General features: G+C 34.1%; 22 protein-coding genes and 1 pseudogene. 19 read left to right on the forward strand and 4 right to left on the reverse strand.

Annotated features, from left to right (window positions below; translation table 11 throughout):
• The first annotated feature begins 105 nt into the window (after nt 1-105).
• From BR44_RS00350 to BR44_RS00375, 7 genes and pseudogenes are all read left to right on the forward strand, one after another.
• Nucleotides 106-522, forward strand: a complete 417-nt coding sequence (locus tag BR44_RS00350) for a VOC family protein (RefSeq protein ID WP_034549596.1) — start codon at nt 106-108, stop codon at nt 520-522.
• Between the two features lie 303 nt (nt 523-825).
• On the forward strand, nt 826-972 hold the full coding sequence (locus BR44_RS11420) for a hypothetical protein (RefSeq protein WP_156954850.1): 147 nt from the start codon (nt 826-828) through the stop codon (nt 970-972).
• A gap of 98 nt (nt 973-1,070) precedes the next feature.
• Nucleotides 1,071-1,256, forward strand: coding sequence for a hypothetical protein (locus BR44_RS00355; protein WP_034549598.1), 186 nt, complete (start codon nt 1,071-1,073; stop codon nt 1,254-1,256).
• A gap of 1,061 nt (nt 1,257-2,317) precedes the next feature.
• Nucleotides 2,318-2,410 (forward strand): annotated as a pseudogene (locus tag BR44_RS11760) (SEC-C metal-binding domain-containing protein); the annotation flags it as partial.
• Between the two features lie 175 nt (nt 2,411-2,585).
• Nucleotides 2,586-3,743 (forward strand): ROK family transcriptional regulator, encoded by a 1,158-nt coding sequence (locus BR44_RS00365; protein ID WP_034549600.1) that lies wholly within the window; start codon nt 2,586-2,588, stop codon nt 3,741-3,743.
• Nucleotides 3,744-4,361: 618 nt separating this feature from the next.
• A complete protein-coding gene (locus BR44_RS00370; protein ID WP_034549601.1) occupies nt 4,362-5,450 on the forward strand; it encodes a DUF871 domain-containing protein in 1,089 nt (362 codons plus the stop codon).
• Between the two features lie 41 nt (nt 5,451-5,491).
• Nucleotides 5,492-6,745 carry a PTS sugar transporter subunit IIC gene (locus tag BR44_RS00375; protein WP_034549603.1) on the forward strand — a complete coding sequence of 418 codons (1,254 nt, stop codon included), beginning with the start codon at nt 5,492-5,494 and terminating at the stop codon, nt 6,743-6,745.
• A gap of 184 nt (nt 6,746-6,929) precedes the next feature.
• On the opposite strand, the gene BR44_RS00380 is transcribed toward BR44_RS00375, so the two are convergent.
• Together BR44_RS00380 and BR44_RS00385 are read right to left on the reverse strand one after the other, a co-directional pair.
• A complete protein-coding gene (locus tag BR44_RS00380; RefSeq protein ID WP_034549604.1) occupies nt 6,930-7,736 on the reverse strand; it encodes a Cof-type HAD-IIB family hydrolase in 807 nt (268 codons plus the stop codon).
• Nucleotides 7,737-7,862: 126 nt separating this feature from the next.
• Nucleotides 7,863-9,212: an MATE family efflux transporter gene (locus tag BR44_RS00385; protein ID WP_034549606.1), complete on the reverse strand. Its 1,350-nt coding sequence runs from the start codon at nt 9,210-9,212 to the stop codon at nt 7,863-7,865.
• A 282-nt stretch (nt 9,213-9,494) separates the two neighbouring features.
• On the opposite strand from BR44_RS00385, the gene BR44_RS00390 reads away from it, so the two are divergent.
• The 7 genes from BR44_RS00390 to BR44_RS00420 all read left to right on the forward strand — a co-directional run bounded on the left by BR44_RS00390 (nt 9,495) and on the right by BR44_RS00420 (nt 17,244).
• Nucleotides 9,495-10,742: a mechanosensitive ion channel gene (locus tag BR44_RS00390; protein ID WP_034549607.1), complete on the forward strand. Its 1,248-nt coding sequence runs from the start codon at nt 9,495-9,497 to the stop codon at nt 10,740-10,742.
• Between the two features lie 666 nt (nt 10,743-11,408).
• On the forward strand, nt 11,409-12,941 hold the full coding sequence (locus BR44_RS00395) for a DUF1538 domain-containing protein (RefSeq protein WP_245592900.1): 1,533 nt from the start codon (nt 11,409-11,411) through the stop codon (nt 12,939-12,941).
• Complete coding sequence (locus BR44_RS00400; protein WP_034549608.1) at nt 12,925-13,599, forward strand: P-II family nitrogen regulator; 675 nt, start codon at nt 12,925-12,927, stop codon at nt 13,597-13,599. The genes BR44_RS00395 and BR44_RS00400 overlap by 17 nt, the downstream gene beginning before the upstream one ends.
• Nucleotides 13,600-13,771: 172 nt before the next feature.
• Complete coding sequence (locus BR44_RS00405) at nt 13,772-14,899, forward strand: PfkB family carbohydrate kinase (RefSeq protein ID WP_034549610.1); 1,128 nt, start codon at nt 13,772-13,774, stop codon at nt 14,897-14,899.
• A gap of 38 nt (nt 14,900-14,937) precedes the next feature.
• Nucleotides 14,938-15,423: a signal peptidase I gene (locus BR44_RS00410; RefSeq protein ID WP_034549613.1), complete on the forward strand. Its 486-nt coding sequence runs from the start codon at nt 14,938-14,940 to the stop codon at nt 15,421-15,423.
• A gap of 551 nt (nt 15,424-15,974) precedes the next feature.
• On the forward strand, nt 15,975-16,523 hold the full coding sequence (locus tag BR44_RS00415) for a TasA family protein (protein WP_034549616.1): 549 nt from the start codon (nt 15,975-15,977) through the stop codon (nt 16,521-16,523).
• Nucleotides 16,524-16,593: 70 nt separating this feature from the next.
• A complete protein-coding gene (locus tag BR44_RS00420; protein WP_034549618.1) occupies nt 16,594-17,244 on the forward strand; it encodes a hypothetical protein in 651 nt (216 codons plus the stop codon).
• Here the strand turns inward: BR44_RS00420 and BR44_RS00425 are convergent.
• Entirely contained in the window at nt 17,208-18,167 is a 960-nt protein-coding gene (locus tag BR44_RS00425; protein ID WP_034546336.1) for an IS30 family transposase, read from the reverse strand. The genes BR44_RS00420 and BR44_RS00425 overlap by 37 nt on opposite strands.
• Nucleotides 18,168-18,400: 233 nt before the next feature.
• Here BR44_RS00425 and BR44_RS00430 point away from each other — a divergent pair, with 233 nt between their 5' ends.
• Complete coding sequence (locus tag BR44_RS00430; protein WP_034549619.1) at nt 18,401-19,375, forward strand: hypothetical protein; 975 nt, start codon at nt 18,401-18,403, stop codon at nt 19,373-19,375.
• 48 nt (nt 19,376-19,423) lie between these two features.
• Here the strand turns inward: BR44_RS00430 and BR44_RS00435 are convergent, their stop codons facing one another.
• Nucleotides 19,424-19,648, reverse strand: a complete 225-nt coding sequence (locus tag BR44_RS00435; RefSeq protein WP_034549621.1) for a hypothetical protein — start codon at nt 19,646-19,648, stop codon at nt 19,424-19,426.
• A gap of 170 nt (nt 19,649-19,818) precedes the next feature.
• On the opposite strand from BR44_RS00435, the gene BR44_RS00440 reads away from it, so the two are divergent.
• From BR44_RS00440 to BR44_RS00455, 4 genes are all read left to right on the forward strand, one after another.
• Nucleotides 19,819-20,664, forward strand: coding sequence for a metallophosphoesterase (locus BR44_RS00440; RefSeq protein ID WP_034549624.1), 846 nt, complete (start codon nt 19,819-19,821; stop codon nt 20,662-20,664).
• A gap of 146 nt (nt 20,665-20,810) precedes the next feature.
• On the forward strand, nt 20,811-21,692 hold the full coding sequence (locus BR44_RS00445; RefSeq protein WP_034549627.1) for an aldo/keto reductase: 882 nt from the start codon (nt 20,811-20,813) through the stop codon (nt 21,690-21,692).
• Between the two features lie 805 nt (nt 21,693-22,497).
• Nucleotides 22,498-23,946, forward strand: a complete 1,449-nt coding sequence (locus BR44_RS00450; protein WP_034549630.1) for an AcpB/EbpR/MafR family transcriptional regulator — start codon at nt 22,498-22,500, stop codon at nt 23,944-23,946.
• 169 nt (nt 23,947-24,115) lie between these two features.
• On the forward strand, nt 24,116-25,123 hold the full coding sequence (locus BR44_RS00455; protein ID WP_034549633.1) for a Gfo/Idh/MocA family protein: 1,008 nt from the start codon (nt 24,116-24,118) through the stop codon (nt 25,121-25,123).
• The last annotated feature ends 92 nt before the right edge of the window (nt 25,124-25,215 follow it).

Below are 25,215 nucleotides of genomic sequence, written 5' to 3' on the forward strand. Positions count from 1 at the left end.
GCTAATAGCATATATAAATTAAGCACCATTAGCAAAGGAAACGTTCGTTGCTAAGCAGTTGTTGTTTTTTCGAATAGCAAAAAAAATTACAGGGAGGCAATAAAAATGTCGCTAAAAGTTAAAAATATATTTATCAATCTATCTGTTGGAAATCTAGATAAGAGTGTCGTTTTTTTTACTAACTTAGGCTTTGACTTTCATCCTTTACTCGCTGATCAACACGTCAGTTGTCTGATTCTTAAGGAAGGAATGTATGTCAATTTAATAGAGGAAGACTGCTTTAAAAGTATGACCCATAATGACGTGCCAAATAAACACACGCAAACAGAAATGATGCTAACACTCGTCACATCAAGTAAAGAGAAACTGAGTGATTTTATAGATAAGGCACTAATACTAGGTGCAATCGAAGTAGAAGTTGAAAATGAAATAGATGGGGTATATGGCCGTCGTTTTATGGATTTAGATGGGCATTTGTGGGAGTTATTGTATTACGATCAGGCAACACTTTCTTTTGAATAAGCCGTGAAGGGAACCTCGGCTTTGCTTTTTGAAGCACGTTCTAGAATAACAATCCGAATACGTGAATAAGGCTAGGACAAAAGTCCTAGCCTTATTTTACTAAAAGATGAAAATAAAGTATGATAGAGAACAGTTGGGATAGACCAATAGGAGGAAGTCAGTTGAATCAAATAGCAAAACCATATGCAATTAAAGATACACCCAAACGTTACTTAATGGATTGTCTAATAGCTCATAAAAAGATGTATTGCTTGAAATAGCAAGAAATCATGCTGTTCTTATCAGGAAAAGCCATAAAAAAAAGTGAGAGCCACTGAATTAGCTAAATACATCATGTATCATTTTGATGAGCTGTATCAGTCTCTTGAAGACGACGAAAAAAATAGATTGATTAACTTTGTAAAAAAGAGCAATGTAGCAACGAAACCAATCAAGAAGCAACTCAATTAAATTTACTCTTAAAAGGGTTTGTTTACTTCTTTAGTGAAAATAAAGGTATTAAACCGGTTGTACCAATAGAAGTAGCTGAAAAGCTAGCCTGCATCCCAGTGAAGAAGACTAAAGTTGGAGATTCATCTTTCGTAGAGTATTGGTTTTTAATAAACCAACAAGCTGTGGAAAGGATGTATGATTATTGCCAAGTGTCCCATCTAACAACAGCTTGGAATAGACATGCTGCAAAACCAATAACAAATGAAGAAGCAGAGCAGTTTTTAAAAGAAAAAGGACGTTAAACACAATAATAAATCATACAGTTAGGAGACTTAAAATGAATCACCATGCGTTAAAAAAAGTAGAATTAAATGAAATAAGTCTGATAGAATTGTTGCAGTTAAATAAAAAAGACGAGATGTTAGCAATTGCCGAAAAACAGGGTGCGCAAGTAAAAAAAAGCCATACAAAAGCTAAAATAGCAGTTGCTCTAGCCAATCAAATACAAGAAACATTCTTAGAGCAATTAGGTTATCTACGTTCTAGCACGATGGCCGTCATTGAAACACTAACCGCACAAACAGAATCAAGCGTCATTAACTTATCACAAGAACAACTGACAGAATTAAGTGAGTTAGAAAGTGAAGGCTACCTTTATATTCATAAAGAAAATGACGATGCAATCTCCATCGCATTAGCGCTAGAATTAATAGAGCTAACAAATGAAATCAGAATGGATCAATCAAAACAAAATACAATTAAGACCAATCAGAAACTCGTGGACTACACTTTAGCACTAACGCATATGTATGGCGTTTATCATGTTAAACAACTAATAAAGGTTTGGAATACCTATCAAACAAAGCCGTTAGATGATGAAAGCATTGCTGAGAAAATGAATCATATAGGAACCAAACAAACTACTGTTAAATGGAATGGAACAGTCATTTATGATCAATCTTTTTTAAATGAAAAAGAGGCATGTTCCTTTTATGACACCTTACAATCTCGTAATATACCGTATTTTATGCCCTCACAAAAGGACTTAGAATGGTATCTGGATTTCTCCATCAATAGACAGTCGCCTTATTATTTAAATATCCATAATTTTATCCATTCAAAAGTTTACGCTGATCAAACAGAAGAACAAATCATGTCTGAAATAAACAAATCTGTTATTTTGGGTATTCAACCACATAAGGTTTATGAAACATTATCCAAGATTGGGTTAACATTTACAGCAGAAGATGAGGTCATCACATTTGTCCAATTGTTTCAAGAATTATCCAATCAAACGAGAAAATGGAGTTACCGTGGTTGGACTCCAGATGAAGTGGAGGGGCTTAAGGAAAAAGAGCCTACTAAAAAAGAGCCTGTAACGGTTAATAAAATAGGTCGCAATGAACCTTGCCCATGTGGCAGTGGAAAAAAATACAAAAAATGTCACGGCCAATAACTCGCTGAATGAAAATTGGAGGAAAATAGAATATAAAGGTTGGGAATAGAGCTAATATAAAGCTCTATTTCGGGCTGTCTAAAAATAAAGGCGCAAAGTAAAAAGAAAACTTAATTCATTTAATTAATAATGATATATTAAAAATGAGCATACAAAAATAGAAAGGAGCTACCTTATGAAGCGTGGGACATTTCAATTAATGAAATCCGTTAATAAATCTACTGTTTTAAATAAAATACGTCTATCAGAGCCTTTGTCACGCGCTCAAATTGCACAAGAAACAGGTATTACACCTCCAACGGTCAGTAGCATTGTTAAAGAACTGATTGATGAAAATTTAGTTGAAGAAAGTATACTTGGCGAGTCTAGAGGCGGCAGAAAGCCAACCATGCTCTTAATCAAACGTAGCGGTCATTATGTTATCGGAATAGATGCTGGCTCCAATGCCATTAAAGGAGTCGCGACTGACTTAGTAGGAACCATTTTGTCAGAAACAGAAATTAAAATAGTGCCTCATATTAGTAAAGAATATTTTTTGCAAACACTAAAAGAGGTTGTTCGGACTATTTTTATGGGAATTGATGACAAGAACAAGATTCTTGGTATTGGTGTTGCTATGCATGGGGTAGTTGATGTTTCATCAGGTATTTCGTTGTATTCTTCAAATTCAGGTTTACGAGATGTCCCTATTAAAGAAGAACTCGAAAAAGAATTTAAAGTTAGGGTGATGGTCGAAAACAATTCTCGTGCAATGGCGCTAGGGGAATATTGGTTTGGAGATCATGACGAGGTAGATAGTTTTGTGGCGATAAATATTGGAAGAGGTGTGGGAGCGGGCATAGTAGATAAGGGGAGACTCTATTATGGCGCCCAAGGTATTGCTGGAGAAATGGGACACATGGTCATAGATTTAAATGGCAGAGTTTGTAGTTGCGGCAATAGGGGTTGTTTTGAAACATTTGTCACCGGTGAAGCGATTGTTAAAAGAGCTAAAGAACAAATTAAAGACGCACCAGATAATTTAACTGCTGAAGACATTTATACGTATGCGAAAGAAAATAACAAGAACTACCTAAAGATTTTGGAAGAGACTGGTCAGCTGATTGGGATTGGAGTGGTCAATTTGATTCACATGTTGAATCCCAACAAAATTGTCTTAGGAGGTGGCGTCTTAAATAGTGCAGAATTTCTCATGCCTACTATCCGTCAGACAATTCAAGAACGAGCCTTGACTGAAAAAGTTAGAAAGAATACCATCATCGAAGTTTCCGTGTTAGGAAAAGACGCTACAATATTAGGCGCAGCTGCATTGTTATTAGCAGAAATCTTTTAAGAATAACAAGCGGAACCGATTAAAAATGCTTACTGCTAGCCTATCTCTTTTCCATTATGTGGGGATTAATCGATAATTTTGTAAATTTTGGTACGGCACTTCTTTCAAATGGTCAAGTCGGAAAGAAATTTTCTGAAACTTGTCCATTTTTGTGAATATCAGGCGATATCCTAACAGATTTCATTAAATCGGAATCCTAGCAAAGAAAAAATAATAGGTTAAACAGATAGAGTAAGAGATTGTACGTTAGCAATCACTATTTTTAATAGGCATAAAAATAGTCTATGAATAATTCAGATAGAGAAGCTTTAAAAAAAGTAGTTTCTTTGGTTTAGTTTTTTCAACAGGAGATGATTATTAGGTTGACAAATGAGATAACAGGCTATAAAATACTAATTAACATCTTAGTTAATTAATTTAATTAAGATACCGAATAAGAAACAAGCTGTTTAGTCTAGAGAGAGGAGTACAGAAAGGAAAAAGGCTAAAAGATCGTTTGTCTGAATGTTATTAAGACGGAACCCTTAGTAGGGAAACAGAACGATTTTGCAGTTTAGTTTAAAAAAAATGAATCCGCTTTCTATGTTAGTTTAGTTAAAAAAGAGAGGAGCAAATGAATTGAAAAGATTGGGAATTTCAGTTTATCCAAATCACAGCAAAGTAGAAGAAGTAAAACAGTACATTGAACTTGCTTCAAAGTATAACTTTAAACGAATCTTTACTTGTCTATTATCGGTGGAAGGTAATAAAGAAAAAGTCATTAAAGAATTTAAAGATATTATAGCGGTTGCTAAAGAAAATAGCATGGAAGTCATTGCAGATGTTAGTCCGCAACTTTTTGAAGAATTAGAGATTAGCTATGCGGATTTATCCTTTTTCAAAGACATTGGAGCAGATGGTATTCGTTTAGATAATGGTTTTACTGGAAATGAAGAATCAGTCATGACATTTAATCCACAAGGGTTAAAAATAGAACTGAATATCAGTAATGGAACCAAATACTTAGAGAACATTTTAAGTTATCAAGCAAATCCGTCTAATCTATATGGGTGTCATAATTTTTATCCTCATCGTTTTACGGGTTTAGGCTATGATCACTTTATTAAAACAAGCAAACAATACAAAGAACAAGGAGTCAAGACGGCTGCTTTTATTAGTTCAGCAACAGCTACAATTGGTCCGTGGCTAGTTAGTGAAGGGTTATGCACTTTAGAAATGCACCGCGAGCTTCCAATTGTGACACAAGCCAAACATTTGTGGGCAACGGAATTAATTGATGACGTTATCATCGGAAACGCCTTTGCATCTGAAGAAGAGCTAAGAGCTTTAAGTGAAATAGACCCTTACCAGTTAAGCCTTAATTGTAAACTGGTTAAAGAGATACCTGAAACAGAACAAAAAATTGTTTTAGAAGAACCTCATTTTAATCGAGGCGATGTTTCGGATTATGCCATCCGTTCAACTCAAAGTCGTGTGAAATACAACGGACATGAATTCCCAGCATTTAATACGCCAGATATAAATAAAGGCGATATTTTGATTGAGAGTTCTCTTTACATTCGGTACGCTGGTGAGCTACAAATAGCTCTTTTACCGATGGGAAATTCTGGTAAAACCAATGTAGTCGGGCGAGTTGTTCAAGAAGAAGTATTTTTACTGGACTTAATTAAACCATGGCAAAAATTTAAGTTTCACTTAAAGAAATAAGTCGAAATAATTAAAGGGAAACCTTTGGAGGAGCAAATATAATGGATCGCTTTATAGCATTTATGGAAAAATACTTTATCCCTCACGCAGCTAAAATAGGAGCACAACGACACCTGGTAGCTATTCGAGATGCTTTTGTAGTTACCATGCCATTATTAATTTTAGGATCGTTAGCGGTATTATTAAACAATCTACCCATTCCGTTTTTCCAAGACTTTATGAACAATACATTCGGAGAAGAACTATGGAAAAGTTTTGGTGGAGCCATTTGGAATGGTACGTTCGGTATTTTGTCTGTATTCATTGCATTCTTAGTTGCGCGAAACTTAGCTCATCACTACGGTAAAGACGGTATTTCAGCAGGGGTTGTTTCACTTGCGTCTTTCTTTACAATCGGCGGAGCAACGGGTATGTCTTCAAATGGACTATTTATCGCCTTGATTATTGCTATGGTATCAGCTGAAATATTTTCTCGTTTAGTTGGAAACGAAAAACTTGTTATCGAAATGCCTGAAGGAGTACCGCCAGCTGTTGCTCGTTCGTTCGCAGCTTTATTGCCGGCTATTATTACTATTAGTATTTTTGGCTTAATTTACACGATTTTCAGAGCTTTCGGTGTTACGGATATTGTGACATCATTCTACGATCTTGTTCAAAAACCGTTTCTTGGATTAGCAAACACATTACCGTCAGCTATTTTATTAGCTTTCATAACACCATTCTTATGGTTTTTCGGTTTGCATGGCGCTAATATGATTGAACCATTGATGCAGTCAATAAATGCACCAGCTATTACCGCAAATGCTGAGGCATTAGCAAATGGAGAAATTGCACCATTTATTGTAAACAAACCATTCTTTGATTCTTTTGTAAACTTAGGTGGTACAGGAGCAACATTAGGTTTAATTATCGCTATTTTTATCTTTGGACGTCGCAATAAAGCCTATAAAATTGTTACTGGATTGAGTACAGCACCAGGATTATTCAATATAAATGAACCAATGTTGTTTGGTTTACCGATTGTATTGAATCCAATTATGTTTATTCCGTTTATTTCGACACCTGTTGTTTTAGTAATTGTAGCTTACTTTGCAACCTCTCTTGGTTTAGTACCTGCAGCAGTTACGATGCCACCATGGGTAACACCGCCAATTATCGGTGGAGTATTGGCTACACAAAGTATTGCTGGAGGGGTATTAGCAGCAGTAAACTTGGCTATTTCGGTAGTGATTTATGCTCCATTTGTTAAAATATCTGAGGTACAAGCATTAAAAAGAGAAGCAGCAGAAGCTTAATACAAACAAAAATAATAGGTTAATCGTATAAAGACTAAAAGGTATCATTTTTTTAAGTAGTTAATTCCGACTGTATAAAAATGACCGTGTTGAGTTTTTTTACTCAGCACGGTCATTTTTTGTGTAATGATAATAAGAAAGCAGGTTCTACTTTAGTTGAAGTAGAACCTGTTTTCTTGTTTTTTTAATTTAAAATATATTTTTCTATAGCTGTTGCGACACCATTTTGGTTGTTCGTTCCCGTTACATCATCAGCAATGTCAAGGACTATTTTATCAGCATTTCCCATAGCGACGCTTTTTCCTGCAAAAGCTAGCATAGATAAGTCATTATCCTGATTTCCAATAGCTAAGACATCTTGTTGATCAATATCAAGACGTTCACATAAAGCTTTAAGTGCGTTACCTTTACTTGCCGTACTATTTAAAATTTCAAAAAAATTCGGACCACTTTTAAGCGCATGAAATCTGGAGAAAAATTCTTTTGGAAGTTGATTAATGAAGGTATCTAATTTTAATTTTTCTTCACTAAAAATGGCCTTGGAAGGCACAAATTTTTCAGGAAGATCATAAATATTACGGTAATACAAGGCAACATTGTTATAGTAGGCTTCTTGTATGGTATATTTCCCAATGTGTTGGTTAGGTGTGCAAATAGAATGCTCATCATTAAAATGAACAGAACAACCCGCACGCTCGCTTAGCAGATAAAGATAAGACAAATCCTCTCTTGTAAGATTTACCCGAGAAAGAATCGTATGTGTTTTAGCATCTTTTACTAAAGCACCGTTAAAACAAATCGCATAGTCAATAAATTGATTTCCAAGATCGTGAACAACTTTAACGATACCATCGTAAGAACGTTCAGTACAAAGAACAATTTTTACACCAGCTCGATGGGCCTTCTTAATAGCTTCAATCACTTCGTTGGTTAATTCTTTTTGATCTGTCAGCAATGTACCGTTGACATCAAGAGCAATCATTTTATACATTATTTTTCCCCTCGCATCATCTTCAATTTTTTTAAATAGTCCAATTAGTTAGCATCTTAATGATAATACACACAAGCTAAACTTTCAATAAAGCCTTGATTTATTTCAATGAAATGTTACAAGAAATTAAAGCAGTTTTTTCCCTGAACGTGGCAATTTTTTGCTGATAAAGTAGGATGTAACAAAAAATGCAAGTAAATCAGCAATGGGAACAGCGGCATAGACACCGTATAGACCAAATATTGAAGATAAGATTAAGACCAGCGGAACAAGGAATATCAACTGACGAGCAAGATTTAGGAAACTCGCTAAACGAACTTCTCCAACAGCTTGAAAGTAGTTAGACCAGACAATTTGAAGCCCGACTAGTGGGAAACCAAGAGTCCAAATACGGATGGCCTTGACTCCTAAAGAAACGACAGCCGTTTCCTGATTAAAAAGACTAACAACAAACTCTGGGAAAAATTGAATAACTAAAAATCCGGTAGTGGTAATAATGAATGCAGCAATACTTGCTAGTTTTAGAGCTTGTTTTACACGATCAATGTGACCTGCTCCGGTATTGAAACCAATGATTGGCTGTAAACCTTGAGTCAATCCAGAAACCATCATAATAATCAGTGTGACAGCACTTGTAACAATACCAGCGACTGAAATAGCCACGTCACCGCCATATTTAACTAAGGTTGCATTAATGATAACATTTAAAATACTATTCGCAATCTGAAGCAAAAAAGCCGGGATACCGGTTGTTAAAATGTCTTTTACATAAGTTAGTTTCAGTTTCATATTCCGTAAAGTTAAATGGACATTACTGCGTTTACTAGTAAAATAAGACAATTGCCAAATAACCGATAAAAATTGTCCTCCGATAGTAGCATAAGCAGCACCCTTCATACCCCAGCCTAATTGAATAATCAGGATATAATCAAAGATGATGTTAAAACCAGCCCCAATCATCATACTAATCATTGAGATACGAGGATTGCCATCTGCTCTAGCAAAGTTATTCATAGTCATTGCCAGACACTGGAAAACAGCTCCAAATAAAATAATACTAAGGTATTCAGTGGCATAAGGCAAAACAGCTTGACTAGCCCCAATGTTTCTTAAGATTGGTTCTAAGAAAATATTTCCTAATATAGTAAACAATAAACCTGCAATGATGGCTAAAGCAACACCGTTTCCTAAATAATGTTGTGCTTTGGTGGTTTCTTTTCTACCCAGACTGATAGAAAAACGAGTTGCTCCACCTACTCCAACTAACAAACCAAACGCAATCATCACTAAAGTAATGGGATATGTTATCGAAGCAGCCGCTAAACCCAAAGAGCCAAGTCCAGGAGCATTACCAATAAAGATTCGATCTACGATGTTGTAAACGGCATTAACAAACATCCCAATGACTGCTGGGATAGAAAATTCAAGTAACAAAGAAGAAATTTTTTCAGTTTCGAGTTTATTTGTTTGAGTCATATCTTTCCTTCTTTCTAATCTAATTTCTTCTTAAGTAATACCATAAGATAGTTTTTTCTGAAAAAAAGTATCTTATCAAAGATATCAATCTCTTGATAGTAAGTCAACTGGTTGGTTATAGGGAAACCTGTAATAGGTAGAAAAAAAATGGCCCTTCCTCATTTTTGTCAAATATAAAAGTAATTGGTGAAAAAAAGGGGTATTGTTTTATAAATGGACACACATAGGTTATACTAAATGTCATAAAGAGTTCACAAAATATAAAAAAAGGAGAGGTTATGTATGAACGACTTTACAAATTCGATTAGTACAGGATTCAATTCGTTTATGGGCTTTTTACCCACATTATTAGGAGCCATTGCACTATTAATACTAGCTTGGATTATAGCCATTTTAGTACGTAAGGGCTCTCAAAAAGGCTTGAAGGCAGCTGGTTTTAATCGCCTATTAACAAAATGGGGGTTAGCAAGTTCAGACGAACAAGCAAACAATACCATTGATTCGATTAGTAAAGTACTTTATTACTTGGTCTGGTTAATTTTCATACCTGGCGTGCTAAGTATGTTGGGCTTAAACGCTATTGCATCACCGATTACAAATATGTTTGATTCAGTGTTATCATTTATACCAAAATTATTCGCAGCAGCAGTTATCCTAGCACTTGGAATTTTCATCGGACGTTTTGTTAAAAATTTAGTGTACAATTTACTCATTACTTTAAATATTGATAAGTGGATTACTAAAATCACAAGTTCTCAAGAGGTTGCTGATGATGCAACTCCTTCTGTAGAACAAAAAATGACAATTGCTAAAGTATTAGCAAACGTGGTTTATATCATTATACTTGTGCCAATTGTTACAGTAGCACTTGAAACATTGCAAATAAGAAGTATCTCAGAACCAATTATTATGGTGTTAAATCAAGTCTTAGCAGCTATCCCTAACGTGATTGTAGCCGTTATTTTAATTGGCGTAGGCGTTGTGTTAGCTAAGTTTGTTGGAGATTTAATTTCAGGTTTGCTAGAAGGAACGGGTATTAATAAGTTAAATAAATACATGAAAACTTCTGGAACAATGACGACAACCTTTAACCTAGCTAAAGTTATTGGACAAATTATTCAAGCTATTCTAATTGTATTCTTTGTTGTTGAAGCGTTGAATGTTTTAAACTTAGAAGTCTTAAATACTATCGGGACAGCAGTTATTGCTTACTTGCCACTTGTGCTTAGTGCCTTGATCATTCTAGGCATTGGTCTAATGGGTGGAACATTATTAGGAAACTTTATTACTCAAACAACTGGTAGTCGTATGTCAGGGAACATTATTAAGTATATTCTAATCGTAATGGCAGTCTTCATGGGACTTGATCAACTGAAGTTTGCTACAAGTATTGTTAATTATGCTTTCTTATTGATTCTTGGAGGACTATCCGTAGCCTTTGCTATTTCATTCGGTATTGGCGGTCGCGAGTTTGCCAAACGTCAACTAGAAAAAATAGAAGCAAAAGTAGAAAAAGAGCAAGATAAATAGGAAGGTATCCCTATTGCAAGTTTTAACCGATTGAATAAATGAGTCAGCTTGATTTTCGTAACTGAAAATCAAGCTTATTTTTTTTATTGAAAAACACGAAATCCCTATACAAAAGGCATTTTATGATTCACAAACAACTTAATATGCTACACTATATAATATAATAAGAAGAAAAAAGTAACTCACCTTGGAAAAAGCACCATAATCCATATTTTTGATGAAATAGATAAAAAGTCCCTTACTACTAGCATTAAGCGACAGTTCATATTTTATTATTTAGCAAACAGTTGAAAAATATAAAAATTTAGTTACTGTACTCTATCAGATCGACAAGTTAGAGCACGAAGTAAGGCAACTGAGCTATTTTTAAATCTAAATGTACCAGTGAGGAGTTAGTTGAACCTAGCTGATACAGGTTGGTTGATCTTTGACCAGTGTCGGAGAAGGAATATCTTTCACTGGGCTATTTTTGTACACCAACAGGAAATGATAAGCTAATTAGCACTATGAAATCGGTACATGTTTTATAGTAGAGAAGAAAAATCAGGTGAAAGATGTGCTGCATGCGTAGGTATTCTAAAACACTGCCTCTAATGTAGGTGGACATTAGGTAAGCAATCAAAGTTCAATAGCGAAATAAGTTAGTTAAAGTTAGAAAAGTAATTTTTGAAAAGTAAAAAGAGAGGGATTGTGTTTCATTTGAATAGTTTAACAGAGAAGTTTAAAGAAGTTTTATTAGCCGTGTTACCGATTGTAGCCATTGTTATTATCTTACACCTGACGATTGCACCTTTGGAAACAAACTTATTGATAAAGTTTTTATTGGGGGCTTTATGTATTGTTGTTGGTTTGGCTATTTTTTTATTGGGAACAGATATTGGAATCACTCCAATAGGATCTCAGTTAGGTAAAGGAGTAGCTAAAAGCAATAAAATCTGGGTTGTTATTGTCGCTGGATTAGCGTTGGGATTCTTTATATCCATAGCAGAACCTGATTTGCATATTTTAGGCAAACAAATTGCTGCGGTAACAGGTGGCGTTATATCGAGTAACAGTATTTTGTTAAATGTATCACTGGGAATTGCAGTAATGATAACAATTGGGTTACTTAGAATAGTATTTAGTTTTCCTCTGTACAAAATGTTGACAGGGATTTATCTCGTAATTTTTATTTTATCTTTATTCACATCCAACGAGTTCTTGTCGATAGCATTTGATGCATCAGGTGCAACAACAGGCGCTTTAACGGTTCCATTTATGTTGGCACTGGCTTTAGGTGTTTCCTCATTAAAAAAAGTAGGGAAAAAATCTAAAGAAGATAGTTTTGGATTGGTAGGTATCGCTTCATCCGGTGCGATTATTGCTGTGATGCTAATGAATATCTTGGGAGGAGAAAGAGAAGTCCAAGGTGCCTTAGACGTGAATCCAAATGAAACCATCTCGATCCTTCAATCGTTTATCACAACAATTCCAACGATTTCAAAAGAGATCTTTATAGCCTTGTTTCCAATCTTAGCTATTTTTATAGGCTATCAATTGTTCTTTTTAAAATTATCTAAAAAGAAGCTAATAAAAATTTTAAAAGGTGTTGTCTATGTTTTTATCGGGTTAGTTTTATTCTTAGTAGGAGTCAATGCTGGTTTTATGGAAGTCGGTAGTGTCATTGGCTACACCATTGCCTCACGGGATAACCCGGTTTATTTACTCTTAATTTCTTTTGTGTTAGGATTGGTGACGATATTAGCAGAGCCAGCAGTGTACGTTTTAACGCATCAAATTGAAGAAGTAACGCAAGGTTATGTGAAACGGAAAATTATTTTATTAGCCTTATCACTTGGTGTTGGGACAGCTGTACTGTTGTCGATGGTACGGATATTAATCCCTAATTTACTGCTTTGGCATATGTTGCTGCCAGGCTATATGCTGGCTATTGGTTTAATGTACGTTATACCAAGAATGTTTGTGGGAATGGCTTTTGATGCCGGTGGTGTTGCTTCAGGTCCAATGACAGCAACGTTTATTTTGGCATTTGTCCAAGGAGCGGCTCAAGCGATTGAAGGAGCAGATGTATTAATGGACGGTTTTGGAATGATTGCGATGGTCGCTATGATGCCAATCATTACGTTGCAATTACTCGGGTTGATCTTTAAGTTGAAATCTAGAAAGGGTGGACTTCAAAAAAATGGAAATAAAAAATGATGTCATTCTTAGAATAGACTATGAAATAATTTGCGTTATTGTTAATGATGGAAAAGGCAGTAGAGTATTAAAAATCGGGAAGCAAAATGGTATTTCTGGAGGAACTATTTTTTATGGACAAGGAACCATTAAGAATCATGTTCTTAAGTTGTTAGGACTAGAGGATGTTCGAAAAGAAATTGTGATTTTAGCAGCTGACAAAAAAGTAGTAAAAGAAGCACTCGAAGATTTCACTAAAAAATTAAATTTAGATAAGCGCAATCAAGGCATTATTTTTACCGTTCCGATTGCCAATCTTTTAGGCAACAAACAGTGTGTTTATTCACAAAATGCAATCAGCAGAAAGGTTGATCAAGTTATGTACCAAGCCATTTTTACTATTGTGGATTCTGGAAGATCGGAAGAAGTTATTGCAGCAGCAGTTGCGGCTGGCGCTCAAGGTGGAACCGTCATTAATGGTCGAGGAGCGGGTAGCCACGAAATGAGCAAACTCTTTTCAATGGATATCGAACCAGAAAAAGAAATTGTCCTAATCTTAACCGAGGCACAAACGACAGACGCGATTGTCGCATCAATTAGTTATGCGATGGAAATAGAAAAGCCAGGTAACGGAGTACTATTTACGTTAGATGTAAATAATACGAAAGGCCTATTTTAAAAAGAGGGTTAAAAAAAGTTCGCTACACAATTGTGCAGGAGGACTTTTTTTTGACTTATTTAGGCATCAGATAACTCTTTTAATAACGAGTACTATTGACACAAGATAGGATAACACTATAAACTAATAATTAAATAAATAAAGTTTTTTATCGAAAACAGGGGGCCAGGTAATGATACTAAATGAAAGAGAAAAGAAAATTTTAGCTGCTATTCGAAAAGACCCTTATATCAGTCAACAAGACTTAGCTGATCAAATTGGTTTATCACGCTCAACTATCGCAAATCTCATTTCTGGTTTAGTAAAAAAAGACTATCTTGTAGGAAAAGCGTATATTCTTGTTGAGAAAAAACCAGTAATTTGTATTGGTGCGGCTAATATTGACAGACGCTATAGCTTAGAAGAACCCTTTACTACGGGAACAATAACTGATGCGAAAGAACGGTTTATATTTGGTGGATGTGCTCGAAATGTCGCAGAAAATTTAGGTCGCTTAGGTATTGAACCGACTCTCCTCTCCATTGCAGGCAATGATGCATGTTGGCAACAAATTAAAGAACATTCAGAACACTTTATGGATGTTTCACAAGTAGATATGATTGAAAACGAATCAACGGGTGTCTTTGTTGAAGTATTAGATACAAATGGGGCTGTTGAATTTGGCTTGACAGATATGAATATCTACAAATATATGACACCTGAATGGTTAAGCAAAAACTTCTCTCTTCTAAAAGAAGCCGAATACTTGGTGGCAGACTTGAATTTACCTAAAGAAACGCTCGAACTATTGATTTCATTTAAAATAAAATACCAGATTCCATTAATTTTAATCTCTGTTTCTGTTTCCAGAATGAAAAATTTACCAACTTGTTTAAACGGAGTAGATTTACTAATTGTAAAATACGATGAAACAGAAGCTTATCTTGACATGCCTGTAAATACAGCAGAAGAAATGAAGCAAGCCGCTTTAAAATGGTTAACTTTCGGCTTAAAAAGTGTAGCTGTAACTAAAAATGATGAAATGGTAACGTATATTACAGATAAAAAGAAAATTTATCAATACGAAAATACACATGATGCAAATAAAAGTTACAATTGGGGTTTAAACGAAGCTGGCTGTGCAGGAATTATTTATGCCTACAAAAAAAGAAAATCGGCAAAAGAAAGAGTATTGACTGGTATAATAAATGCCTATCATACCTCTAAAACACTTCATCTTATTCGTCCAAATCTATCAGCCAGTCAATTAGAGCGAGACGTTAATTTATTTTCTGAAGTTGAAAATGACTACCATGTTTAAAAAATGAAAAGATAACGCAAGCAAGTGGAGGATAAGGGATGAAAATTTTTCAAAAAGCTATACAAGGAATTGGGATAGTATTACTAGCTTTGTTTACCTTTATTATGCTACTTAATTTTTTATCTGCTCCAGATTCAAAAGGGTTGTTTGGATACAAAGGCTATATTATTTTAAGTGGCAGTATGGAATCTGTTTTGACACCGGGTGACTTTATTATCGTCAAAGACCATCCTTATCAAACCATTAGAGAAAATGATGTCGTGACATTTGAAATGGAGAATAGGGTTATTACCCATAGAGTGATCAAATTATCCACTGCTGGTTTAACCACTAAGGGTGATGCCAATACAGTAGAAGATAACAGCCAAGTAACAAAAAGAGACTATATAGGGACGTTAAAACTGGCTTTACCGTATATCGGTCGCATCATCCTTTTGCTACAAAAACCTTATATGATAGCGATATACATTGTATTAATAGGGAGTTATTTTATCTTTAGCTCTTTCGATAAAAAGAAGAAATAGAAAGTACGCCACTAGAATGTGTCTAAAATATGAAAAAAGAAAAGAAAAACAACAAAAAAATATTTATACACTAAAATCACTCTTTATAGCGATAAATGAATAAAAATTCATTTTATCGTTATTTTTTTTGATTTTCTTTTAATCGGCTATTTTTTAAAAAAGTTAAGTCTAAAATAAAAAGTTTTTTTAGTGAGTTTAGATGCGTATAAATTAAAAATAAAAAACAATAATTATAAAATAAAAAATAATACAAGGAGTGTATACAATTATTTCTATTTAGAAAGACAATAGTTTACTATTATGATTTTTGATAAGTAATCAATTAGTAAAAAAAAAACTAGAAAAATGATTAATACGGATATAAAAACTAATAATGGCGATGTAAAATTAATTATTTTGAGCATTTAAATAAACTTTAGTTTGGAAATCAACATGTATATTAATCTGAAAGGTGTTAATTGCCAACGTTTGATAAAAAATAACATATGAGATATATTGAGTTGACTAATAAATAAATAGAAATTAAATAATGTCAAGGGGGAAATAAAAAAATGAAAAAGAAATTATCGTTGTTATTGGGAGTCATCTTACTGATGGCTGGAACGGCTTATGGAACATGGGCATTATTCGGAGATACTAAAGAAGCGAATGTAGGGATAGATCTTAAATTAGGTAATCTTGAAATTACAAGTATAGAAAACGAATGGGTTTATAGTAGTAGTACAGCTGAAGGTAATAAAGAGAATAGCAAACAAATTAATCTGAATAACATTAGCCCTGGAGATACATTTACAAAAAAGTATAAAGTAGAGAATACTGGTAGTCTGCCAACAACGATAAAGGTTTCCAACAATAATGAATATTCACCTGAAAAAAGTGCTTATAAAATTGCTATTGAGTCAATAAGTGATAATTTTGATTCAAATGGTACAAAACTTTTTAAGGATGCTACCACCGAGTTCAAAATGGTGGTTAAGGTACCTGAAGATTTAGGTAACGAATACAATATTACTGGAAAAGAAAAAGAGAATGAGGATGGAGCTATTCTAAAATATATGGAAAAAAATATTGTAGTTGAAGCTACACAAGTAACTGAATAAATAATAATCAATAAATCCTTAAGTAGACTCAGTCTATTTGGGATTTTATTTAACTGAAGGAGGAAATGAAATGATAAAAGTAAAACAGAATAGTAAATTAATGCTTATTTTAAGTATCATTTTGGTTTTATTTTTGTTTACTCCTTCGTTATCTGCAAGTGCTCATTTCAAAGATTCTGTTAGTACAGAGATAGGTATTCAATTAAAACTAGGGAATCTAGCTTTGTTGCCAGCGAATGACGAGACCGTTAATGGCATAGCTTATTCAGGTAACACTCCGCTTAATCTTTCTTCGCATGTTTTAAAGAATAGCGGCACATTGAATGGGAAAGTAGCCTATAAGATTACGGTATCAGAAAAAGATTCAGCTGAACCAGCTAAAGATACCGATAATGTAAAAGTTATCTTGGAAGCTGATTCTAATAAAAAAGATATGATTCAATCTGTCACAACAAGTAAAACTGGAGAATATACCTTTTTGAAAAATACTAATGGTGATGATTATATTCTTGTACCAGATCAAAATAAAGAACTACCTATTTCAATAGCCATTCAAAGCGATGCTAAACCAGAAAAAGACCTTGAACTAGAAGTGACCGTAACTTTTTTGTTAGTTTTAGCTAACGCAGCTGAACCTACTAATACGGGGTTTCATGATACAGTTTCTTTTAAACATCTGATTTGTCAAATTAAGCTATACAAAATATCTTCATCCATGTAACTCATAAAAACTTCCAGCGGTGTTTGGTAATTTAATGACTTTCTTGGAATTATATTCCGTTTGTGTGCAACAGACGATACGAAAGCCTGATCAACTTCGTTGAAATCCATTTCTTTTGGCAATCCATCTTTTCGAAGAAGCCCATTAGAATTCTCGTTTAAAGCTCGTTGTGAAGGCGTTCCAGGGTCAGCGAAGTAGATAGCGACATCATGCTGGTTGCACAAAGATTTCCAGTTGGAGAACTCCTTACCGCAATCAAAAGTAATTGATTTGAATAATTTTTTTGGTATGGATTGGAACCATTGATTCATAGCACTCTCAATGTCGCAGGCTTTACGCCCTTTGGGCTTTAAGGTAATGATAGCTTTCGATAAAATCTCTACTAGAGTAATGACCGCACTTTTGTGGCGGACACCTACAATGGTATCTCCTTCGATATGACCAAATTCTTCTTTAAATGTTGGATAATCTATTATTCTTTCAGAGATATTTCGTTTATAAGCTTGTCTACCTCTACGTTCTTGATGTCCGTTAGGCTTTCTTTTCCCTTTCATTGGAAGGGTAGCTTCATCGAATGTTTTTTCTTTAAATTGTCTATAAAGTGTTCGTACGGAACAGTCTATTGTCATTTCTTTACGGCCAATAATGACATCAGGCGTCCAGCCTTCAGCTACTTTTTCCTTGATATAAAGATGTTGTTCTTCTGGTAAAACAACTTTTTCGCGTCCACACTGCTTCTTGTTTTTCTTATACCGTAGGTAATACTCGAAAGCTGTATGTCCTGCTCTGAAGAACCTGATAACATTATTAATCGGTGTTCGAGTACGATTCAAGTAAGCAGCTATTTTAGCAACTGGAATACCTTGATGGTAATAAGCTTCTATCATCACTAGTTCATCCATGGTAATATGGGTATAGGTCATTTGTGATCACTCCTTGTTTTCTATGGTTGGAAATACAATTAGAGTGTATCACGAATGGCTTTTTTATTTGTATAGCTTAATCTTACAATCCACGACATAATATTAAATGGATTAATGAAAAAGATGATATAACTGGACCAGAAATTCCAAATTATTATTGGCCAGCTTCTGATGATAAAAATTGGGAAACTAAGGAAGAAATCCGATACAACGATAGTCAGTTTGAAAGAACTATGTATGTCAGTGAAACAGAATCCAGCAATTGGGTTCACAACTTAAATGATAATATTTTATATATAGAACTACCTAAAAAATATGTAAAAGAAAAAGATTATGTGAAAATCAGAATGGACATTGCTGAATCAAAGGGACTAAATATAAAAGAAGAAATAAGTGACAACAACCAATTTATTAAGTTAACTTTTTCGTTTGATGGGAACCCTAAATTTAAGCATTTACTATCAGAAAAAATTGAATATAAAGTGTCTATTAAATATGGAGATAACAAAGAATTTGAATTTGATGAAGGCGACTTACCATTAATGGTTAAACGATTACTTTTAAATACGGATCAAGATTTTTCGAAAAATCGTAACATGTCACCTATAGAGACAAATAAAATTTGGTTTACTTCTATCAGTGGAGATAAGTCACTAAAATTTGGTGACAATAGTAATTTTCCTTTAGCTAAAGTACAGTTAGTTTATAAAGATCTAATAGCTAAAATTATTGGAAATGGGGAACAATTTAATCTATCTGTTCATAAAAATACAGATACAGATAATAATAGTTATATAGATATTACAACAAATAACTTAGCAGAATCTGAAGCAAAACTTGAGTTTACCATAGAAGGTGATAGCGGCTACAAATTGGTAATAACTCGAGATTTAAAGATAGCCAGTGAAAGCAAATTGAAAATCAAATTATTATCTGTTCCACTTGATGAAGAAAAGTTATCAGATAGCCAAAAAGACTTGTCTAATACACTGGAAAATGAGAGTGTAAAAGAAACTCCACCTCAAAATAAAAATGAGCCAAACTCCAAAGAATCAAAACCGATAGAACAATCTCCTTCTGAAACAGATTTGCCTGAAATAAAACAAGAAGAGCAAGTAGAAGATAATCCAATTGACAGTGAACAAGAGCAACCACTTGCTGACAATCCCGCTGTTAAAAAAGATGAGACAGATTATATAAAAGAATAGAAAAAATTCGCACTTTTTAATTTAAAAAAGTGCGAATTTTATTTTTATTTATTTGCTTTCTTTATCTTCAGAAGGTGTTTCTTTTTTTAGTTTTTTTAGTTTTTCTGGGTCTTTGAAAGGTTCGAAGTCTTCTGGTTTAGGCTCTTCTTTAGTTTCTCTATCAAGCTCCTCTTCAGGTAACTCGTTTAGATTTTCATCATTTATATACGTTCTTAATGCAGCTGCATCACGAACAGTGTTTTCATGTCCTTTACCGGTCCCTAAATTATCCATTTGTGATCACCTCTTTCTTTTTTAGTATAACATAGTGCAGATAAAAACGCTTTCCATTTGAATCTGTGGTAAAATAAAAATACAGCAATAAGTCAACGTGAAAAGAGTGTTAAAAGTAGACTTATAGAAGATAGAAACAGTGAAATGTTTTATTATTTGGAGGAATTTTTATGTCAGAATGGAATAGTTTTTTTATTATTATAGGGTTACTTATATCACTAGGAATCTATCTTGTGGTACAAAATAAATGGATACAAGTGAAACATTTTCATATCAAATTACCGAGTTCAGGTAAAGGGTTAAAAGGCAAGAAAATCGTTCAATTATCAGATTTACATTTGCCTAGACAAGGCGTGTCGATGTTGCAACTAGTAAAAAAAGTAGCGTTAGAAAAACCGGATGTGATTGTCTTAACTGGGGATGTAGTCGACGTTAGAGGCAATTTGCCAGAAACGAAATTGCAAAACTTAGCGCAGTCATTGATTTCTATTGCTCCAACGTATGCGGTAACTGGAAACCACGATGCAAACGGGGGTTATCTCCAAGAATGGGAAGATATCTTAACGACAGCTGGGGTTAGAGTCTTAATTGATGAAGCAGAATGGATTGAATTTGAAGAAGATGGGTTTGTTCTGATGGGCTTATCTGAAAAAGAGGATTTTGATAGGGCTCCAAGACCGATTCTCAGAGGTATTTCGTTAACAGAAGGGATGCAGCAACAACCCAAAATATTATTAGCTCATCATCCAGAACTATTTGAGGATTATTTGATGGATTTGACCAAAGCACCAGATTTAATTTTGAGCGGACATGCTCATGGCGGTCAAATTAGACTACCATTTGTAGGTGGCCTTTTTTCTCCAGGACAAGGCAAATGGCCTAAATACACTGATGGTGTCTATTATGATTCAGAAATGCCTGGTAATAGGATGATTGTTAGTAGAGGTATCGGAAATTCAACCTTTCCCTTCCGTTTCAATAACCGTCCTGAAGTGGTTATTGTTACATTAGATTGATTGCAATATAAATAATTCAGCAAAATTGCCTATCTCATAAGAATGAGAAGGCATGTTTATTTTTTTGGATTTTGTAAGTGTTTTCTTTTGAGTTTTTATCTAGACTTCGTTAAACTAAAGGTAGCACAAAGAGGAGAGTGATCATTATGGTTGAAAGCTTACTAGACAGAACACCCTTAAACAATGGTTATACCATTCCAGGAATTGGACTGGGAACAAGTGGTATGATGGGTAAGGAAGCAGAAGATGCTGTGTTTTATGCTATTACTCATGGTTATCGTTTAATTGATACAGCTTCTGTTTATGATAATGAAGAAGATATTGGAAAAGGAATCAATCGAGCTATTAACGCGGGTATTTCGCGTGGGGACATATTTTTAACAACAAAAGTATGGAAAACAGATATGGGTTTTGATCAAGCAATCCAATCTTTTGATGAAAGTTTAAACCGATTGAATCAACAGTATGTTGATTTATTATTGATTCATTGGCCAGACAAAGATGATGCAGTGAATTTAGACACGTGGCGTGCGTTAGAATCTATTTATGAATCAGGACGTGCACGTTCAATTGGTGTATCAAACTTTAAACGAGCTGATTTAGTGCCTTTGTTAGAAGAAGTTAAAGTACGACCAGCAGTCAATCAATTTGAAATGTACCCAGGTAAAAGTGGCCAGGATACAAATGATTTTTGTGATAGCGAAAACATTGTTTCGATGGCTTATAGTCCAATAAAAAAAGGAAACATTAGCAAAGAAAATAGATCAATGACTTTAGCAAAAAAACACAATAAGACACCTGAACAAATCGCCTTGCGTTGGGCAGTTCAAAGAGGAACTGTGCCAATTCCAAAATCTAGTCATAAAGATCGGATTAGAGAAAATGCAGATATATTTGATTTCTTTTTAGATAATGAAGATATGGACTTTTTAAATGATTTAGATATGGATAAAAATGATAAGAAAAGATTAAGAGACAACATACCGGGTACACTAGAACGTAAGAAACGCAGAAAGTTTAATGGCTAAAAACCAGTATGCTCAGCATATTTTAATTAAAGAAAGAAGAAGAGCTTTTTGCTCTTAGCTTCTTTCTTTTTTTATGTGATTTTTTCATAAAATACCTATGTTTTCTCATTGTTTTCTCATTCACATTTTACCTATCCATGTGAAAGGATTGAAATGACTAATTAACGAATAAATGGTATATTTTACATAGATAAATAACAGGAGGAGTGATGCCGTGAGCAGCTGGGACACCCGGAACACCTATTCAATCTTCAAGCCGAAGTTAAGAGTACTGTTAGTTGTTCAGTGGCGTTAACAAAAAAGCTGGACAAAGGCCTTAGCTTAAGGTTGAAGGAAAAGGTTTTAATCCTCTTGCTAGATTAAAACTCTTAGATTAAATCACCATTTTTTTGCTCAGTTTGATAAAGAGAAACTGACTCAGCACGATCTTGGAAATAAAAAGCAAACTCTCCGAACAGTTGGTACTTATGCACCGTTTAGTTTGGCAAACAAAAAAACATGACGATTGTTCTTTGCTTTTTAATCACAATGTCAAAGGGAAAAATAGCAAGAGATTAAATAAAACTTCCCCTTTATCAGTCAAGTTTAAACCAAGCCAAACACTTGTCGGATAGAACAGCTTGTCCTCGTATCAAACAATTCAATGATATAGGCCCTCTAAAAAACCGTCTGCGGGTACGCTACGGTTTTTTTCTTTTTCATTAAATTAAATAAAACTAAATAATAGTTACTTTATTAAAAAACTGGTATACTTTAATTATAAGACAATGAGATAATTTGTTATTTTTGGGAGGGGAATAATGATATGGCATTGAGCAAATTACTAGATGCTGCTAGTTTTAGAAGGCTTCAGTTAATTGAAATTTTGATTTCTGATGATACTTGGCGGACAATTGAAAAGTTATCCGATAATTTGAAATGCTCAAGACGAACACTGATTGCGGATATTCAGATGATAAACAGCCATTCTGAAGATAATTTTTTTATCAAAACATCTAAGCAAAGAGGCGTCAAATTATTTACTTCAGATTTATTTCATATGGAGGAAATTTATAAAGATTTAGTGGAAAGTAGTTTGAATTTCCAAATCATAAAAAAAGTAATTGAATTAGACGTAACAACTTGCGAGGATTTATCCGAATTATTGTATACGAGCCAATCATCCATTAATCGAAATTTGAAACAAATCAATCTATTTTTAGCTGAATATGATCTGATCATCCATTCAAATCCAATCAAAATCACAGGAATGGAGAAACAAATTCGGTATTTTTATAGTATTTTTCTTAGTGAATATTACTCTTCGAACATGAATGATTTCCAGCATCCATTAAAAAACACCGCAAATCATTTTCTTGAACAACTTGAAAGAGAAAGAGAGGCTTATCCTTATTCTTTTTTGACGCATCATAGAACATTAATTTGGATGACCGTTTGTTCAGATCGAGTCAGCAAAGGTCACTTTATAGAAGATAACTATGCAATACCCGAAGTAATTAATGCGAGTATAGAACAGGTACTGAGTAGGTTGGTAAAGCAGCTACCTTTTGAAGTACCCAACAGAGAAAAGACTTTTATGATGTACATCTTTTGGAATAATCATCGAGAATTTAATATAGAAAATCTAGCTAGCGATCCAGTATTGCAATCCGCACACAAAGACGTTTCTTCTTTTATAGAAAAGATAAAAAAAGAAACCGGCTATGAAATAGAGAACCAAGCTCTTTTGATAACCAATTTAATTGGCTATTGTTTTTACCATGATTTTTTTAAAGGACCAAGTAACTTGTTATTTAGTCCTGAAAGAAGATTATATGGCCCATCATTAAAAATGTTTAAAGAGTTTATAGAAATAGTAAGTAAAACGGTAAAACAGTATCCGCAAGGTTCCTGGGTACGTGAGGTACAATTAGATGAGTTTATCTTTATTTTAATCCTTTTTTGGAAAAGCTTAGTGCCTCAAATTATTTCGAAAAAAGAAAAAATACAAATTTTAGTTATTTCTTATATAGGAATACACCAAGAATTATTTATAAGCGATATGCTGCAAGCCCGGTTTCCAACATTGGTAACGTGTTATGCAGCCACTGAAATAGCCTCTTATCATAAAGATATTCAGATAGTCTTGACGGATCATAATGTAAAGTGGATGAAACAAAAAATGGATTTCACAAAAAAAGTCATTGGCATAGAAACTATCCCGACGAAAAGAGATTGGAAACGGATTGAAGAGATGATAGATAAATTCAAATGAATTAAAAAATGATTAAATCAAACTAAACAGATCGGTAATAACCCTCAAGAGGAACATTCTTTCTAAATCGATTAAAATTTGTTATGATAAAATGAGACATTCGGTTGTCTAAAATTGAAATCAAATAAAAAATAGAGAGATTATTTAATCTACTTGGAGGAGAATAACTATGGAGTTACGTTTAGGAATTATTGGAACCAGCTGGATTACGAACCAATTTGTTGATGCAGCCATTAAAACAGGATTGTATCAAATGACTGGAGTCTATTCGAGAACGGTTGAAAAAGCTAAAGCGTTTGGAGATCCATACCAAGCGACTGTTTTTGAAACGGACTTAGATACGTATGCTAACCACCCAGAACTAGATGTTATTTATGTTGCATCACCGAATAGTTTGCATTTTGAACAAGCTTTAACGATTATGAAAGCAGGAAAGCACGTGATTGTTGAAAAGCCAATGTTTTCAAACCCTAAAGAATGGGAAGCTGCCATAAAAGTAGCAAAAGAAAATAACGTTTTCTTATTTGAAGCTGCTCGTCATATTCATGAAGAGAATTTTAAAATTGTTAAAGAAGAAATTAAAAAAATAGCACACGTTCAAGGAGCTAACTTAACGTACATGAAGTTTTCTTCTCGTTACGATCAAGTATTAGCAGGCAACGAGCCAAATATCTTTTCATTAAAATATTCAGGTGGAGCTTTAGCAGATTTAGGGGTATACCCTATTTATGCTGCATTATCTTGGTTTGGCGTGCCAAATACAAGCAAATACTTTTGTACGAAAATAGCTACTGGAGTAGATGGCAAAGGAATGATTCTCTTACGTTACAACGATTTTGATGTAACCATCCAAACTGGAAAAATAGCTAATTCTTATTTGCCTTCTGAAATCTATGGTTTAGACCAAACGATTTCAATAGATGGCATTGCAGGCATAGCTGCAATTGATGTGATTGATCGTAAAACTAGTTTGAAAGAGACCGTTTCACAATCTGTAACCGAAGCACCAATGATGGAAGAAGCACAAGCTTTTGCTAGAGTCATTAATCAGCCTACTGATAAACGAGCTTTAAAAGATTACTCCGACTGGCAAGAATTAAGTCGCCAAGTGAATCTTTTAATGACATCTTTGCGTAAAGATGCAGGCATTGTTTATGAGGCTGACCAAGAAAAATAAAGAGACTAAAGAAGATCGAGAAAAGCCGTTTATAAGAAACAAGACCTTGTTTTTGTAAATAGCTAAGTCCGGTCTTTTTTATTTTGCAAAAA

The sequence above is a fragment of the Carnobacterium funditum DSM 5970 genome (assembly GCF_000744185.1).
GTDB lineage: Bacteria > Bacillota > Bacilli > Lactobacillales > Carnobacteriaceae > Carnobacterium_A > Carnobacterium_A funditum.

Coding starts and splice junctions, on each gene's coding strand:
- BR44_RS00450 (WP_034549630.1), top strand. CDS start 22,498: ATGGCATTGAGCAAATTACTAGATGCTGCTAGTTTTAGAAGGCTTCAG.
- BR44_RS00350 (WP_034549596.1), top strand. CDS start 106: ATGTCGCTAAAAGTTAAAAATATATTTATCAATCTATCTGTTGGAAAT.
- BR44_RS00415 (WP_034549616.1), top strand. CDS start 15,975: ATGAAAAAGAAATTATCGTTGTTATTGGGAGTCATCTTACTGATGGCT.
- BR44_RS00410 (WP_034549613.1), top strand. CDS start 14,938: ATGAAAATTTTTCAAAAAGCTATACAAGGAATTGGGATAGTATTACTA.
- BR44_RS00390 (WP_034549607.1), top strand. CDS start 9,495: ATGAACGACTTTACAAATTCGATTAGTACAGGATTCAATTCGTTTATG.
- BR44_RS00445 (WP_034549627.1), top strand. CDS start 20,811: ATGGTTGAAAGCTTACTAGACAGAACACCCTTAAACAATGGTTATACC.
- BR44_RS00385 (WP_034549606.1), bottom strand. CDS start 9,212: ATGACTCAAACAAATAAACTCGAAACTGAAAAAATTTCTTCTTTGTTA.
- BR44_RS00405 (WP_034549610.1), top strand. CDS start 13,772: ATGATACTAAATGAAAGAGAAAAGAAAATTTTAGCTGCTATTCGAAAA.
- BR44_RS00420 (WP_034549618.1), top strand. CDS start 16,594: ATGATAAAAGTAAAACAGAATAGTAAATTAATGCTTATTTTAAGTATC.
- BR44_RS00440 (WP_034549624.1), top strand. CDS start 19,819: ATGTCAGAATGGAATAGTTTTTTTATTATTATAGGGTTACTTATATCA.
- BR44_RS00425 (WP_034546336.1), bottom strand. CDS start 18,167: ATGACCTATACCCATATTACCATGGATGAACTAGTGATGATAGAAGCT.
- BR44_RS00380 (WP_034549604.1), bottom strand. CDS start 7,736: ATGTATAAAATGATTGCTCTTGATGTCAACGGTACATTGCTGACAGAT.
- BR44_RS00375 (WP_034549603.1), top strand. CDS start 5,492: ATGGATCGCTTTATAGCATTTATGGAAAAATACTTTATCCCTCACGCA.
- BR44_RS00430 (WP_034549619.1), top strand. CDS start 18,401: ATGTATGTCAGTGAAACAGAATCCAGCAATTGGGTTCACAACTTAAAT.
- BR44_RS00435 (WP_034549621.1), bottom strand. CDS start 19,648: ATGGATAATTTAGGGACCGGTAAAGGACATGAAAACACTGTTCGTGAT.
- BR44_RS00455 (WP_034549633.1), top strand. CDS start 24,116: ATGGAGTTACGTTTAGGAATTATTGGAACCAGCTGGATTACGAACCAA.
- BR44_RS00400 (WP_034549608.1), top strand. CDS start 12,925: ATGGAAATAAAAAATGATGTCATTCTTAGAATAGACTATGAAATAATT.
- BR44_RS00365 (WP_034549600.1), top strand. CDS start 2,586: ATGAAGCGTGGGACATTTCAATTAATGAAATCCGTTAATAAATCTACT.